The 13,478-nt window shown below is 66.4% G+C and carries 16 protein-coding genes, 5 tRNA genes, 1 other RNA gene and 1 pseudogene; 11 read left to right on the top strand and 12 right to left on the bottom strand.

Going from position 1 to position 13,478, the window contains the following annotated elements:
- The 9 genes and pseudogenes from VFE05_07410 to VFE05_07370 all read left to right on the top strand — a co-directional run.
- Positions 1–229 (top strand): PAAR domain-containing protein (locus VFE05_07410; GenBank protein ID HET6229877.1); only part of this gene is annotated, 229 nt, incomplete at its 5' end.
- Between the two features lie 14 nt (positions 230–243).
- On the top strand, positions 244–777 hold the full coding sequence (locus VFE05_07405; protein ID HET6229876.1) for a DUF4123 domain-containing protein: 534 nt from the start codon (positions 244–246) through the stop codon (positions 775–777).
- A gap of 45 nt (positions 778–822) precedes the next feature.
- Positions 823–1,170, top strand: a complete 348-nt coding sequence (locus VFE05_07400) for a hypothetical protein (protein ID HET6229875.1) — start codon at positions 823–825, stop codon at positions 1,168–1,170.
- Between the two features lies 1 nt (position 1,171).
- The gene (locus tag VFE05_07395) at positions 1,172–2,092 is read left to right on the top strand and encodes a hypothetical protein (protein HET6229874.1); all 921 of its coding nucleotides are present in this window, start codon (positions 1,172–1,174) and stop codon (positions 2,090–2,092) included.
- 362 nt (positions 2,093–2,454) lie between these two features.
- Positions 2,455–3,012, top strand: a complete 558-nt coding sequence (locus VFE05_07390; GenBank protein HET6229873.1) for a DUF4123 domain-containing protein — start codon at positions 2,455–2,457, stop codon at positions 3,010–3,012.
- Positions 2,984–3,370, top strand: coding sequence for a hypothetical protein (locus VFE05_07385; protein ID HET6229872.1), 387 nt, complete (start codon positions 2,984–2,986; stop codon positions 3,368–3,370). The genes VFE05_07390 and VFE05_07385 overlap by 29 nt, the downstream gene beginning before the upstream one ends.
- Positions 3,371–3,400: 30 nt before the next feature.
- Complete coding sequence (locus VFE05_07380; GenBank protein ID HET6229871.1) at positions 3,401–3,823, top strand: hypothetical protein; 423 nt, start codon at positions 3,401–3,403, stop codon at positions 3,821–3,823.
- A 107-nt stretch (positions 3,824–3,930) separates the two neighbouring features.
- Entirely contained in the window at positions 3,931–4,215 is a 285-nt protein-coding gene (locus VFE05_07375; protein HET6229870.1) for a hypothetical protein, read from the top strand.
- Between the two features lie 79 nt (positions 4,216–4,294).
- Positions 4,295–5,063 (top strand): annotated as a pseudogene (locus VFE05_07370) (IS5 family transposase).
- Between the two features lie 76 nt (positions 5,064–5,139).
- On the opposite strand, the gene VFE05_07365 reads toward VFE05_07370, so the two are convergent.
- The 12 genes from VFE05_07365 to fabG form a co-directional block, all read right to left on the bottom strand.
- Positions 5,140–5,213: transfer RNA gene (locus tag VFE05_07365), tRNA-Arg, on the bottom strand.
- Between the two features lie 2 nt (positions 5,214–5,215).
- Positions 5,216–5,609, bottom strand: an RNA gene (gene rnpB / locus VFE05_07360) — RNase P RNA component class A.
- A gap of 26 nt (positions 5,610–5,635) precedes the next feature.
- A tRNA-Leu gene (locus VFE05_07355) sits at positions 5,636–5,719 on the bottom strand.
- Between the two features lie 23 nt (positions 5,720–5,742).
- Positions 5,743–5,826, bottom strand: a tRNA-Leu gene (locus VFE05_07350).
- 65 nt (positions 5,827–5,891) lie between these two features.
- Positions 5,892–5,965, bottom strand: a tRNA-Arg gene (locus VFE05_07345).
- Between the two features lie 24 nt (positions 5,966–5,989).
- Positions 5,990–6,062, bottom strand: a tRNA-Lys gene (locus tag VFE05_07340).
- Positions 6,063–6,248: 186 nt separating this feature from the next.
- Complete coding sequence (locus VFE05_07335) at positions 6,249–7,430, bottom strand: acyl-CoA dehydrogenase family protein (protein HET6229869.1); 1,182 nt, start codon at positions 7,428–7,430, stop codon at positions 6,249–6,251.
- 215 nt (positions 7,431–7,645) lie between these two features.
- Entirely contained in the window at positions 7,646–7,870 is a 225-nt protein-coding gene (locus VFE05_07330; GenBank protein HET6229868.1) for a hypothetical protein, read from the bottom strand.
- A 260-nt stretch (positions 7,871–8,130) separates the two neighbouring features.
- Positions 8,131–8,445 carry a hypothetical protein gene (locus VFE05_07325; GenBank protein ID HET6229867.1) on the bottom strand — a complete coding sequence of 105 codons (315 nt, stop codon included), beginning with the start codon at positions 8,443–8,445 and terminating at the stop codon, positions 8,131–8,133.
- Positions 8,442–9,455 (bottom strand): isocitrate/isopropylmalate family dehydrogenase, encoded by a 1,014-nt coding sequence (locus tag VFE05_07320; protein ID HET6229866.1) that lies wholly within the window; start codon positions 9,453–9,455, stop codon positions 8,442–8,444. The genes VFE05_07325 and VFE05_07320 overlap by 4 nt, the downstream gene beginning before the upstream one ends.
- A 112-nt stretch (positions 9,456–9,567) precedes the next feature.
- On the bottom strand, positions 9,568–10,224 hold the full coding sequence (locus VFE05_07315; GenBank protein HET6229865.1) for a hypothetical protein: 657 nt from the start codon (positions 10,222–10,224) through the stop codon (positions 9,568–9,570).
- Entirely contained in the window at positions 10,221–11,144 is a 924-nt protein-coding gene (gene fabG, locus VFE05_07310; protein ID HET6229864.1) for a 3-oxoacyl-ACP reductase FabG, read from the bottom strand. Before fabG ends, VFE05_07315 begins: the two co-directional genes overlap by 4 nt.
- A gap of 572 nt (positions 11,145–11,716) precedes the next feature.
- Between fabG and VFE05_07305 the strand changes: the two genes are divergently transcribed.
- Positions 11,717–12,397, top strand: coding sequence for a DUF47 family protein (locus tag VFE05_07305; GenBank protein HET6229863.1), 681 nt, complete (start codon positions 11,717–11,719; stop codon positions 12,395–12,397).
- A 4-nt stretch (positions 12,398–12,401) separates the two neighbouring features.
- A complete protein-coding gene (locus tag VFE05_07300) occupies positions 12,402–13,439 on the top strand; it encodes an inorganic phosphate transporter (GenBank protein HET6229862.1) in 1,038 nt (345 codons plus the stop codon).
- Positions 13,440–13,478 lie beyond the last annotated feature (39 nt).

Below are 13,478 nucleotides of genomic sequence, written 5' to 3'. Positions count from 1 at the left end.
CCCACCCGACAGCATCGTGATGGGCTCGCTGGGCGTGTTCGTGGAGGGAAAGCCGTTCGCGCGGCTCGGCGACCCCACCGCGCACGGCGGGGTGATCGTGGCCGGCTGCCCCACCGTGCTGGTGGGCGACATCGGCGGCGGCGGGGCGGGGACACCTCAGGGCCTCGCCCTGCGTGCGGCGAAGCGAAACCGCCTGCCTTTCTGTGAGGAATGCGCCAAGCGTCGCTGATTCGAGCGGAGCCCGTGTCTCTGGCCGACCTGGAAGCCAAGGTGGAGCAGGGACATCTCTTTGCGGTGCTCGATGCCTGCGACGCGGATTGGGTTCCGCAGTTCGTCGATGGCATGGGGGAAGCCCACGCCGTGTCGCTCTACCGGGGAGAGCCCGAGGAACTCTACTGGGCTATCGCTCCCTACCTGGTCTTGCTCGACCAAGCAGGGCTCGCGTGGATCACGAAACACGCCCTCGACGACGAAGCCTGGGGGATGTTCATTGTTGCCGACATCTCCTTCGTAGACTTGCGCAGGCACCTTCGTGGCTTCCTCAGGGTTCTCGCTCCGGGTGGGGAAACCTTGTACTTTCGGTTCTATGATCCGCGTGTGCTACCGGCGTTTCTCGCCAGTTGCACGCGGGACGAGATCACGCGGTTTTATGGTCCCATCAACGACTTCGTCATTACTGACGCGAGTGCGGGGAACTTCCAGCAGTTGTCGCGCGAGGCCGGTAACGCCCGGGCGGGCGACGAGCGCCCCAGGATCAGCATTCGACGGCGCCGGTGACGGAACGAGCCGAGCACCGGGAATCAGCGACCGAGCAACGAAACCATGTTCCAGATTCGCACAGAGCATCTGAGATCGCTCGAAGGAGACGACTTCGCAGTGCGCTTGGCCGCGTTTCTCTCCGAGCTCTTTCCGGACGCGCAGGAACTCCCACACGCCGAACTCACCGGCAGTGTCCGCGAGCAGATCGGGCGCTCCATAAACTATGGGTTTGTTGCAGAGGAGGATGTGGCTTCATACGTGGTCACCGCGTGGCTACTGGGTAAATCATTCGACATTGACTTTCCGGCAGCGGTGCAGATTCTTCATTCGCTCGACGTTCCGGAAGTCCGCGCCGCTAGGCTTGAGGAGTGGACGAAAGTTCTTTTTGCCGCGTTGGAGGAGGCAAACTGACGTGGGATTTGGATCGGCTCTCCGCACAGCTTGGAACGCCGCTTCGGACACGGGCCGCAAGGCGGCGGCAGCCGTTGCCGCCAGCTTACACGCGGCGGAGACGTTCGTCGCCCGGATCGTCACAAACGCCGTACACGATGGCGAGGCAGCCACAAAGAGCGCCGTCGCAGGAGTCGGCACGGCAACGAAGAATGTCTCACGCACGATTGTCGATGCCGCCACCACGGCTCGCAGGCGTGCTGAAGATACTTCATTGACGCTGGCGGTTGGAGCCTACAGGCAGGTGCACGCGGCATTCGGGAAAAAACCGGTCAAGAAGCCGGTCCAGCCTTGTCCGAGGCAATTCTACGAGATCTACTACGATGTTTACGGGCGGGAAATCCGACGGGTAGAGACTAGTGAAAAAGATCGTCATTTCCTCGTTTCCGGTGACAAAAATCTGCGGTTGGACGATGCGCTGACACCCGGTGATTCGCCATATCATCTCCATGAGGATCCCGAAACACTGAATCAGGTCGCGGTCCAATGGGCTAAACACGCGCCGTTTCCAGCCTACCTGCGCGTGCTAGACGTCGTGCCTAAACTGGCGAGACCGGCTGCCGCCTTGTGGCCCGTGTCCGGAGCGGCGACCCTGTGGTGGATCAAACAGAACTCGGCTGAGGGACACGATCTGGATGCCAAGACTTGGCTTTCAGACACATTCGGACACCGAACCCTGTGGAATGCTGGCGACGGGCTTTATGTGCACAATGACAAAGTCGGCAATGCAGCGTGGGGTTACTATATGGATAATCGAGCCAGAGAAGTAGAGTGGGTCGCGCTCTTTGGCGCACGCGTGCAATCTGCAGAGGATGCGGGCGTGGCTGAAGATCCTATGGATCAAGACTTTATTCGACGCGGTTATAACATTCCAAGAAGGTAACCAAATGGTACGGCAGTGGAGCGGGCCTCCTGCAGAGAAGTACGGGGACTCACCTGGACCTCGCCAGGTGGCGAATCAGGACGGTTTCAGGCGGCGTACCGGATAGCGTTCATGCGGCGAGCAAACCGACAGGTTTGACTCGAGATCGAATCTACGCAGTCGTCGCTGATCGAGGCCGTGCCCAAGCCGCCCCTTATCGCTGGCAGTTAGAAGAGCAGTCTGCGTTAACGAATCTCGGAGACGAGCACAGGCAACCACGCACGGCGAAGGTCTTGCGCGCGCGGCTACCACGGGGCTGGTGGACCTGCCGCGGCAGTCGCGTCAGGCAACCGGGACGACGGCCCCCGGCCGAGTTGCGTGCCATGGCGGAGCGTGGCGACATTCGCGCCGCCTTGCTACTCGGCCGCATGTACGCGAGCGGAACGGGCACTCCCGCACCCCGCAGAGCCGGGAGGAGGGCCTCCCCTGCGGAGCCGGACGCGCAGGCGTGGATCGGGTTCCGCTTCCTCTTCCGCGACGACTTTCCCGGAGTAGACGAGGCGGAGGCGCTCGACTGGATCACGCAGACGCTCTGGAGCGGCCCATGGGGCATCTTCGCGGTCGCGGACGCTAGTCTGGAGGAGCTGCGGAGGCACTTCCGGCGATTCCTCCTCGTCCACTCTCCGGAAGGTGAGCAGATGTACTTCCGCTACTACGACCCACGGGTGCTCGCGGGATTCCTCCCGCTCTGCGCCGGTGCGGAAGCCCTGGAACTCTTCGGTCCCGTTACCAGCTACGGCATCGCGAGTCAGGACGCTCCGGTGGTTACCCTGATTCAGCGCCCCACGGCCTCCCAGCGGCTACGGATTCGCAGAGTCGAAAAACCATCGTCACACGACATGCGCAGGGTTGATGTTCCAGATTCGACAAAGCGTCTATAACGACGTCTCCAGTACGATGTTCGACGCGTACCTGCAGCGCCTGACAGCGAAGTTGCTCGATCCTGAATTTGCCGGCGCTCACGCGCGGTGGTTTCCGGACGGCGCGCCGGAGTCTCGGCTGCGCGAAACGGCGCTCCGGCTCGTCGAGGAGGCTGAGGCGTTCGGCTTCGTCTGCGAGGGGGACGTGACGCCGTTCGTTCTAATTCGCTTTGCACTCGACGAGCTTTGCCGCGACAACGGCTTGGAGGAGTGGATCCGGACGCTGCTTCACACACCCGACATCCCCGCCGAGGACCGCATGGACGCGATTGGGGAGCTTTTCCCGGAACCGCAGCGCCTCTTGGTCTTCGACACCTGATCCGTCCTCGCACCGCGGAGCGACCGTCCTGTGGCGGGCACCCTAACGATTCATTCAAGTGGTGACGGCAGTCTCCTGGCGGGCCACAGCTGGATCGAATATCATCGTGATGGCGAAGCCGAATCAACCACGTACGGGACTTGGGGGAACAACCCGACCGGAAAAGGCAACGGCCTTTTCAAGAACCTGGAGAAAGGCCGCTCGGGCGATGCATCGCGGAGCACGCTGATCGACGACGAGCAGGAGAAGCGCCTCCTCGACACCGTCAAGCGGTACGAAGACAAGGGGCAGGGTGGCTGGAAGAAGCTGAATCCCTGGTCGGGCTTCGCACAGGACGCGTGGCACAGCGCGACCGGCGAAAAGCTGGGCCACCGGCGTCTGGGAATCAGTAACCCGTCTACCCTAAAGGATGCGATCAACAAGGCGAACGGCGTGAAAAAGGACGGCGGGTAAAGAGCAAGTCGCGGCCGGCCAGCTCGCGGCGGAAGGTGCGTGACGCGTGTGAGGAGTGCGCAAAAGCGCACGCCTCCATTGGATGAACCCCCGACCCTGAGTGGCGAATGCTGGTAGAAGCGAAGGATGTGAAGTTCTTCGAAATCGCCGAGCGGGGCGAACCGGGCGAGCAGCGGGTGCACATTGAAGGCTTGGTGTTCCACAGCAGCTTCGCCGTAAAGCGAATCGACGTCGAGCACACCGCACACACAGCGATCGTAAATGTCCTGTTGATACCGGCCGAGCGGGGTCTCAGCGGAAGGTTCTCGGTCGAGGTTCCGCTCACGGGCGCGACTGAAAAAATCCTGTTCGGACCGTCAAACGTTCAAATCTGGCCATTGGCTGCAACGTAGCCGCCTCTCTTCCGCGGCTCGCTAAGAGTGTGTTTAAGAATCTTCCCTACGAGTAGCGCAGCGCTTATGGTATGCGTCCATGACTACTCGACGAGCCTACCCGACTGACGTAACGGACGCAGAGTGGGAGCGAATCAAACCCCTGCTTCCGAACCCGGACCGCCAGCGCAAGCACAGCCTTCGCGAGGTGATCAATGGGCTGTTCTACCACACGCGTGGGGGTGCCTCGTGGCGAATGCTGCCGCACGAGTTCCCGCCGTGGGAGACCGTGTACGGGTTCTTCAACCGCTGGAGCAAGCGGGGCGTGCTCCAGCGTGTTCACGACACGCTGCGGGAGCAGACCCGAGTGGCCGCAAAGCGAGAGCCTGAGCCGAGCGCCTGGATCATCGACTCGCAGACCGTGAAGACCACCGAAACAGGGGGCTCCGTGGGTACGACGCGGGCAAGAAGGTCAACGGCCGCAAGCGGCACATCGTCGTCGATACCCAGGGGCCGATCCTGACGGTGGTCGTCCACGCCGCCTCGATGCAGGACCGGGACGGCGCTCGCCTCGTGCTCTCCAAGCTGTGGGGCCGCTACCCGCGTCTGAAGTTGATCTGGGCCGATGGCGGCTACGCGGGTGAGCTGGTCTACTGGGCCGCACATTTTGGCGGCTGCTGAGCATCATCAAGAGGACCGACAAGGGCTTCAAGGTGCTCCCACGGCGCTGGGTCGTAGAGAGAACCTTCGCTTGGCTTGGACAGTACCGCCGTCTCAACAAGGACTACGAGCAGTTGACCACCTCCAGTGAGGGGATGATCTATCTCGCCATGATCCAACTCGTGCTCCGCAGAACGCCGGAGTGCTGATTCTTAAACACACTCTAAACGCAAAGATCCCCCGCGCCGCTGCAAGTGCAGCAACCACGGGGGTCATACGTTTTGATGCGCCCGACAGGATTCGAACCTGTGACCTTCGGCTCCGGAGGCCGACGCTCTATCCAGCTGAGCTACGAGCGCAAAAACTGGGAGGCGGAATAAGCCGAGTTCTGTCAACCGCCGAAGCGGAGGAGGATCATTTCTCTGGGACCGACGTTGCCGCCGGCCTCGTGCAGCCTACCCGGAACTGTGAAGGGCTTTCGCACTTCGCGGAGCGGGCAGCTCCTCGTCCCTGTTCGGCCTTGCTCCGGGTGGGGTTTGCCATGCCACGTCCGTCTCCGGACGCGCGGTGCGCTCTTACCGCACCCTTTCACCCTTGCCTGTGCCCTCCGGCGAGCCGGCGGGCCATCGGTGGTCTACTCTCTGTTGCACTATCCGTCGCCTCACGGCGCCCGGCCGTTAGCCGGCACCCTGCCCTGCGGAGCTCGGACTTTCCTCGGCGCCGCGAGCGGCGCCGCGATCCTCACTCGCCTCCCAAAACCTTGCGTTGTCAAAAAGCACAGTGCCCAGGAGAGGACTCGAACCTCCACGCCGGTTAAGGCACCAGATCCTTAGTCTGGCCTGTCTACCAGTTTCAGCACCTGGGCATCCGCCCACAAAAGACCAGCCATGCTCCCGAGAGGACTCGAACCTCCACGGGCTTGCGCCCACTAGATCCTGAATCTAGCGCGTCTACCAGTTCCGCCACAGGAGCGCATGACCGACCTTCAACACAACGCGGCGTGAGCCTCGAGCGATTCACGCCGCCGTCCAACAAGGTGCGCCCGGAGAGATTCGAACTCCCGACCTCCTGATCCGTAGTCAGGCGCTCTATCCAGCTGAGCTACGGGCGCACAAGCAACATCCGGATTGTCAAATGCACCGAGTAGGAATCGAACCTACAACCTTGGGATTAAGAGTCCCCTGCTCTGCCAGTTGAGCTATCGGTGCGTCTCGCAGCAGAGAACACGAACTTATCAGCGCCGTGCCCTCTCGTCAAGCCCTGCCTGGCCTTTTCCCGCTTCGCGCCCGGCACGGGGCCGGTTGCGGGCCACGAATCTCACACCGCGTTCCCCATCCGTCAACCCCTTGCCCGCGCCCCGGCGAAAGGTGCCGCGGCGCGGGCCACAGGGCCGCTCAGTACGCGGCGATCCCCGTCACGTCCTGCCCCAGGATCAGGCCGTGCACGTCGTGCGTTCCCTCGTACGTGTACACCGACTCCAGGTTGGCCATGTGGCGCATGGCGGAGTATTCCACCAGGATGCCGTTGGCGCCCAGCAGGCGTCGCGCCTCGCGGGCCACGTCGGTAGCCATGTCCACGTTGTTGCGCTTGGCCAGCGATACCTGCTCCGGCCGCATCTTCCCCGCGTCCTTGAGCTTGGCGAGCTGCCAGCACAGGAGCTGCGCCTTGGTGATCTCGGTGAGCATGTCGGCCAGGCGCGTCTGCTGGATCTGCGTGCCGGCGATGGGCTTGCCGCCGAACTGCACGCGCGTCTTCGCGTATTGGAGCGCCTCGTCGTAGCACCCCATCGCCGCACCGACCGCGCCCCAGGCGATGCCGTAGCGCGCCTGGGTGAGGCACATCAGCGGGCTCTTGAGGCCGCCGGTCTTGGGCAGGAGCGCATCTTCCGGCAGATGCACGTCCTGGAACGACAGCTCCGACGTGTCGGACGCGAGCAGCGAGAGCTTGCCCTTCTGATCGCGGGCCGTGAAGCCGGGGGTGTCGGTGGGCACGATGAAGCCGCGGATCGACTTGGGGTCGTCGCCCTCCGTCTTGGCCCACACGATGGCGATGTGTGCCGTGGAGCCGTTGGTGATCCACATCTTCGCCCCGTTCAGCACCCAGCCGTCGGCCGTCTTGGTGGCGCGGGTGAGCATGCCGCCGGGGTTGGAGCCGAAGTCCGGCTCGGTGAGCCCGAAGCAGCCGATCACCTCGGCCGTCGCCATCTTCGGCAGGTACTTCTGCTTCTGCTCCTCGGTGCCGAACGCGTAGATCGGGTACATGCAGAGCGCGCCCTGCACCGAGGCGAACGAGCGGATGCCCGAGTCGCCGCGCTCCAGCTCCTGCATGATCAGGCCGTACGCCACGTTGTTCAAACCGGCGCAGCCGTACTCTTCCGGAAGGTTCGCGCCGAACACGCCCAGCTCGGCCATGCCGGGGATGAGCTGCTTGGGCAGGTAGCGGCCGATGTAGGCGTCCTCGATCACCGGCATCAGCTCGTCGTCGACCCACTGGCGCACGGTGTCGCGGATCATCCGCTCCTCTTCGGTGAGGAGCGAGTCTACGTCGTAATAGTCAACGCCCTGAAACTTGGCCATTTCGCGGGTCGGTTCGGGTTCGGGTACGTAACGGAAGGCAAGCCGCGAATATAGCCCGACCCGCGCGAGGGCGGCAACCCGCGGAGACCGCCCGCGAACGTGCGTCGGCCTGTCGCGCCGGCGGATGTTTCCGCGGCGAATGCGAGGCGCTGCTTGGAATCGGAGGGGATCGGACTACGCGTTGGCCGCGACATCGCTCGAGCAACGCCGCGCGCCTACTCGACGGTGTGGGAGCCGTCCAGCTCGCTCTCGGGGGTGCCGCGGCGGACCTTGCGGCGCTCGACCAAGGCCCACCAGAGGAGGATGACGCCCATCAGCGAGAAGATGGCGCCGGGGGCGAGCGCGTGCCCCAGCAGCCGCCCGATGCCCCAGCCGAGCGAGAGACCGCCCACCACGCCGGCGACGACGTTGAGCCATGGAGATACGAGGAGGTTCTGCATGGCCCGAGGATGCGGAAGAAGCGTGCCCAGCGGGTTCTCTGCCTGGCTCCTTCCGTCGGAGGATACGCCGCGGAGGGGCTGGCGGTTGAAACCGCGGCAACAGAAGCGCAAAGTCCCCCTGCGGGGACTAACCCCGAACGGCCCGGCATCTCTCGGCGGCGATCATCTTTATGGCAAAGGGTGATGATGCGCGGCGACCCTCCGCCAGGCGTGCTGGGGAGGGTCGTCAGGTTTCCGGCGATGCACATCCTACCCGCCGATCAATTCCGCGGGGTGACGCCCTTGTCGCGGATCAGGTCGAAGGCGACGCGGCGGGCGACCTTGTAGGCGCCGAAGCCGATGAGGACGCCCAGCGCGATCCAGAGCACCACGAAGCGCGAGGTGAGCGCGCCGAAGTGGAAGAGCAGCCACACGATCAGCACTCCGGCAACGCCGGTGGCGAGGCGCGCGGGAAGCTCCGCACGGCGCACCGTCTCGGCCCGGCAGGCGGCGCACCAGCCGCCGGTGTCGAGCTTGGCGTCGTCGCCGCCGCGGCGGCAGTTGACGCAGGCGGCGCCCGGCTGCGGGGTGCTCAAAGGCGGCGCAGGAGCGCTTCGGTGAACGAGTCGGTGGTGCCCGTGCCGCCCAGGTCCGGCGTGAGCGAGTCGCCCTCGCGGATGGCGGCCTCGAGCGCGGTCTGGATGCGGCCCGCCTGCTCCGCCATCCCCATGTGCTGCAGCATCATCACGCCCGCCATGAGCAGCGCGGCGGGGTTGGCGATGTTCTTCCCCGCGATGTCGGGCGCGGAGCCGTGCACCGCCTCGAAGATCGCCGCGTCCTTGCCGATGTTCGCGCCCGGCGCCAGGCCAAGGCCGCCCACCAGGCCGGCGATGAGGTCCGAGAGGATGTCGCCGAACATGTTCTCGCAGACGATCACGTCGAAGCGCTGCGGGTCCATCACCAGCATCATCGCGGCGGCGTCGATGATGCGGTCCTCGAACTCCACGCGTCCGGCGAACTCCTTGGCCATCTCGCGGCCCAGGTCCAGGAAGAGGCCCTGCGTGTACTTGAGGATGTTGGCCTTGTGCGCCAGCGTCACCTTCTTGCGCCCGTGCTTCACCGCGTACTCGAAGGCGTAGCGGAGGATGCGCTCCACCCCGAAGCGCGTGACCAGCATCACCGACTCGGCCGCGGCGCGCGGGTCGTCGCCGATGCCGATGTAGTGCTCGACGCCGCTGTACAGCCCCTCGGTATTCTCGCGGATGAGGGCGATGTCGATGCCCTCGTAGCGCCCGCCGGGCACGATGGTGCGCGCGGGGCGGACGTTGGCGTACAGGTCGAACTCCTTGCGGAGCGCGACGTTGATGGAGCGGAAGCCAACGCCCACGGGCGTGGTGAGCGGCCCCTTGAGCGCGATGCGGTGCTTGCGGATGGAGTCGATGGTCTCCTGCGGCAGCGGCGTGCTGCTCGTCTCCAGCGCGGCGACGCCGGCCTGGTGGGTCTCCCACTCGATCCCGGCGCCGGTGGCTTCGATGATCCGGACCACGCTCTCGGTGATCGCGGGCCCGATCCCGTCTCCGGGGATCAGCGTTACGGTCTGCGGCATTTGCTCGGCTATGCGGTAGCGGGCGCGGCCGGGCCGCGCCCTCGTTCTCGACCTTCCATTCGTCCGCCCACGGGATCTCTCCCGAACTGGCGGACGCCTCACGTCGTTCTTGCTACTGCGGCGGCGCGACCAGCATCCGGGCGGCCAGCGCGGCGGCGGCGCTCGCGTCCGCCTCGGCGTCGGGCTGCGGGCGGGCGGCGCCGTCGGCCTCGCCGTACCAGATCACGTTGCCGGAGCGCGAATCCACCATCGCGGCGGAGAAGCGGACGCGGCCCGAGGCGCCATCCGGCGCGGCGATCCAGCGCGCCTCGCGGGGGATCAGCACCAGGCGCGCGTCGGTGAGCGCGCCGTAGCGGCGGAGCACGCCGGCCAGCGGGTCCAGCACGCGGTGCTCCTGGTGGTGCACGAACGGGTCCGCGGGCAGCGTGCCGGGGTCTTCCGCGTAGCCCGGCGCGCGCGCGAGCGACCGGCGCAGCGCCTGCGGCGTGATCCAGCGCGTACGCGTGTCGCGTGCCTCCAGCGCGCGCAGCAGCACGGCGGAAAGGCTGTCGCGGCTCTCCGCCAGCCCCGGCGCGGCCTGCACCGGCAGCACCTGCACCCGCTGCCCGCCCAGGTCCATGGGCGCGACGGCGCGGGCGGGCGCGACCGCGGTCGCCGGCGCGGGTCCGGTGGACGGAGCCGCCGCGCTTCCCCCGCATCCGCCGAGGGCGAGGGCGAGGAGGAGCGCCGAGGCCGCGGATCGCCCGCCGTTCATCTCACGAGGCCTCATAGCAGGTGTCCCCCGTCCACCGGGATCACGGTGCCGGTGATGTGTCGCGCGTACTCGGAGCAGAGGAAGACGACCACGTTCGCCACGTCCTGCGGGTCGCCCAGGCGGCCCAGCACGGAGCGCTCGCGGGCGGTGTCCAATATCTCCGCCGGCACGCCGCTGGTGAGGCGCGTGGTGCGGATGTAGCCCGGCGCCACGGCGTTCACGTTCACGTTGGCCGGCCCCAACTCCAGCGCGGCCGAGCGCGTGAGGCCCAGCAGGCCCGCCTTGGAGGCGCTGTAGTTCGCCAGCCCGAACTCGCTGCGGATGCCGTGGACCGACGAGACGTTGACGATCTTGCCGTCGTGCTGGCGGCGGAAGAGCGCGGCCACCGCGCGGATCATGTTGAAGGCGCCCGTGAGGTTGGTGTCCAGCACGGTCCGCCACTGCTCGTCGGTCAGCCTCCACAGCGCCCGGTCGCGGGCGATGCCGGCGTTGTTGACCAGGATGTTGATGGCCCCCAGCTCTTCCTGCGTGCGCCGCACGAAGCTCTCCACCTCGCCGGGGTCGCGCACGTCGCACTCCTGCGAGTGGCACTGCACCTCCAGGTGCGTGATCTCGCGCGCGGTGCGGTCGGCCTCTTCCGCGATGTCGCCGGACTCGTCGTACGAGTACCAGTTGAAGGCCACGTGGCAGCCGTGCCGCGCGAACTCCAGCGCGATCGCCTTGCCGATGCCGGTGGCGCCGCCTGTGACCACGGCTACCCGTCCGCGAAGGCCCGTGCCGTACGCCAGCGACTGCGGCTCGGGCTCTTCCTGCATCTCCTCGAGCAGCTGCTCGACGGGGTCGACGCTGACGGACGAGATGGGGAGGGGGCCGAACTTGGCTTGCGGTGCTGCACCGGTCTCGGAGTCGCGGCTGGATGGCTCGCGAGAGTGCATGGACGGCCGGGTGTGATGGGTCACGGGGCGGGCGCGGTGCATTGGGCCGGGGCGGGGGGATTGTACACCCGGCCCCCACACGCGGCAAGCCGCGGCACCGCACGCGCTTCGCGGAGTGGCGCCCCGCCGGCGGAGCCGGCGCGCGGGCGCACGCAAGGGAAACGCCCCGCCGGACGCGCAACTTCCGCGCCCGATGGCCGCGTGGCGGCTGGACGTCCGGCCGCCGCATGGATGCCGCAACCCGACGCGACGGCGTGACGCGGCACCCGGCCCGCGGCGCTCTCGCTTCCGGGCCGCAGGACGATCGGCGTGCCGATTCCAGGGTGGAGGATGCGGGGCGGCGGCGGACGGTGAACCGCATCGCGAGACGGGAATCCGGGCGATGGACGGCCGTGCATCTCACGATTCCGGTTCCGCTTCGGCGCACGCGGGGAACGGATGCCGCGAAGTACGGCGGGAGGGGACCGGCGGGCGTCACGGGACGGTAACGAAGATGCTCCGGAAAGCCGTGCGGGCGCACGGGATGGTGCGCGCCAGCGGGCGATCCGCTACTCTTTCGCGGGCGGCACGGCGTGCATAGCTTGTCGCTCCGCCGTGCCAGAACAGATGCAGCATCCCTTTCAGCAGATGGAGAACTGCCCGTGCGCCTGATCCCCCGGGACGAGCAATTCTTTTCGATGTTCAGCCAGCTCGCGCGGCTGCTCTGCCAGTCCGCCGACCTGCTCAGCAAGCTCTTCGCCGAGCCGCAGCGCATGGCCGAGCTGGTCACGGCCATCAAGACGCTGGAGCACGAGGCCGACGGCCTCACGCACGACGTGATGATCCGCATCGACAAGAGCTTCGTGACGCCCATCGACCGCGAGGACATCCACCTGCTGGCCTCGCGCCTGGACGACGTGATCGACCTGCTGGACGGCACCGCGCGCCGCGCCCAGATGTTCCACATCGTGGAGACGCGCGAGCCGGCCAAGCGCCTGGCAGACGTGCTCAGCCGCGCCGCCAACTGCATCGAGGGCGCGGTGGCAGACATGAAGAAGCCCAAGGTGGTGGCGCAGCGCAGCGCCGAGATGAAGGCGCTGGAGGAGGAGGGCGACGCCATCTACCACGAGGCCGTGGGCAACCTGTTCGCCGGCAGCCCCGACCCGCTGGAAGTGATCAAGTGGAAGGAGCTGTACGACAAGCTCGAGGACGCCATCGACCAGTGCGACGACGTGACCAACGTCATCGAGAGCATCGCACTCAAGAACGGCTGAGCACGTGGCTACCTTCGTAGTCTTCATCGTCCTGGTCGCCTTCGCGTTCGACTTCATCAACGGCTTCCACGACTCGGCGAACTCCATCGCCACGGTGGTGGGCACACGGGTCCTGAGCCCCGGCCGCGCGGTGATCTGGGCGGCCTGCTTCAACTTCCTCGCCGCCTTCACGGTGGGCACGGCGGTGGCGAAGACGATCGGCTCGGGGATGATCGACGTGAGCATCGTCACGCCTACGGTCATCCTGGCGGGCCTGGCGGGCGCCATCATCTGGAACCTGATCACCTGGTTCTTCGGCATCCCCAGCAGCTCCAGCCACGCGCTGATCGGCGGGTACGCGGGCGCGGGCGTGGCCAAGGCTGGCCTGGCCGCCATCACCTGGGGCCACAAGTGGATCGAGACGCTGTCGTTCATCGCGATCTCGCCCATCGTGGGCCTCATCCTGGGCTTCACGCTGATGGTGATGGTGTACTGGATCTTCCAGCGCGCCTCTCCCAAGCTGGTGGACCGGCTCTTCCGCCCGGGGCAGCTGGTGAGCTCGGCGGCGCTGTCGCTGGCCCACGGCGGCAACGACGCGCAGAAGACGATGGGCATCATCGTGGGCCTGCTGGTGGCGTCGCAGTCGGTCTTCAAGCACGAGACGGGGATCCTGCGGCACTTCTACGTCACCAACGCGGACCACATCCCGCTGTGGGTGGAGATGTGCGCCTACACGTGCATCTCGCTGGGAACGCTGTTCGGCGGCTGGCGGATCGTGCACACCATGGGCTCGCGCATCACGCGGCTGCGGCCGGTGGGCGGGTTCTGCGCGGAGACGGGCGGCGCGCTCAGCATCCTGATCGCCACCCGGTTCGGCATCCCGGTGAGCACCACCCACACCATCACCGGCTCCATCGTGGGCGTGGGGGCGACGAACCGGCTGTCGGCGGTGCGGTGGGGGCTGGCGGGGCGGATCGTGTGGGCGTGGCTGCTCACGATCCCCGCTTCGGCGCTGATGGCCGCGATCTCGTACTGGATCCTCCGCGTCGTCATCGCCCCGTGATCTCGGCAGATGCGGGACGGCAGATGATCGGCGTTCGGC

The sequence above is a fragment of the Longimicrobiaceae bacterium genome, assembly GCA_035696245.1.
In the GTDB taxonomy this organism is placed as follows: Bacteria; Gemmatimonadota; Gemmatimonadetes; order Longimicrobiales; family Longimicrobiaceae; genus DASRQW01.
Note: the sequence above shows the minus strand (reverse complement) of the source record. Positions and strands in the feature narration are given on the sequence as shown.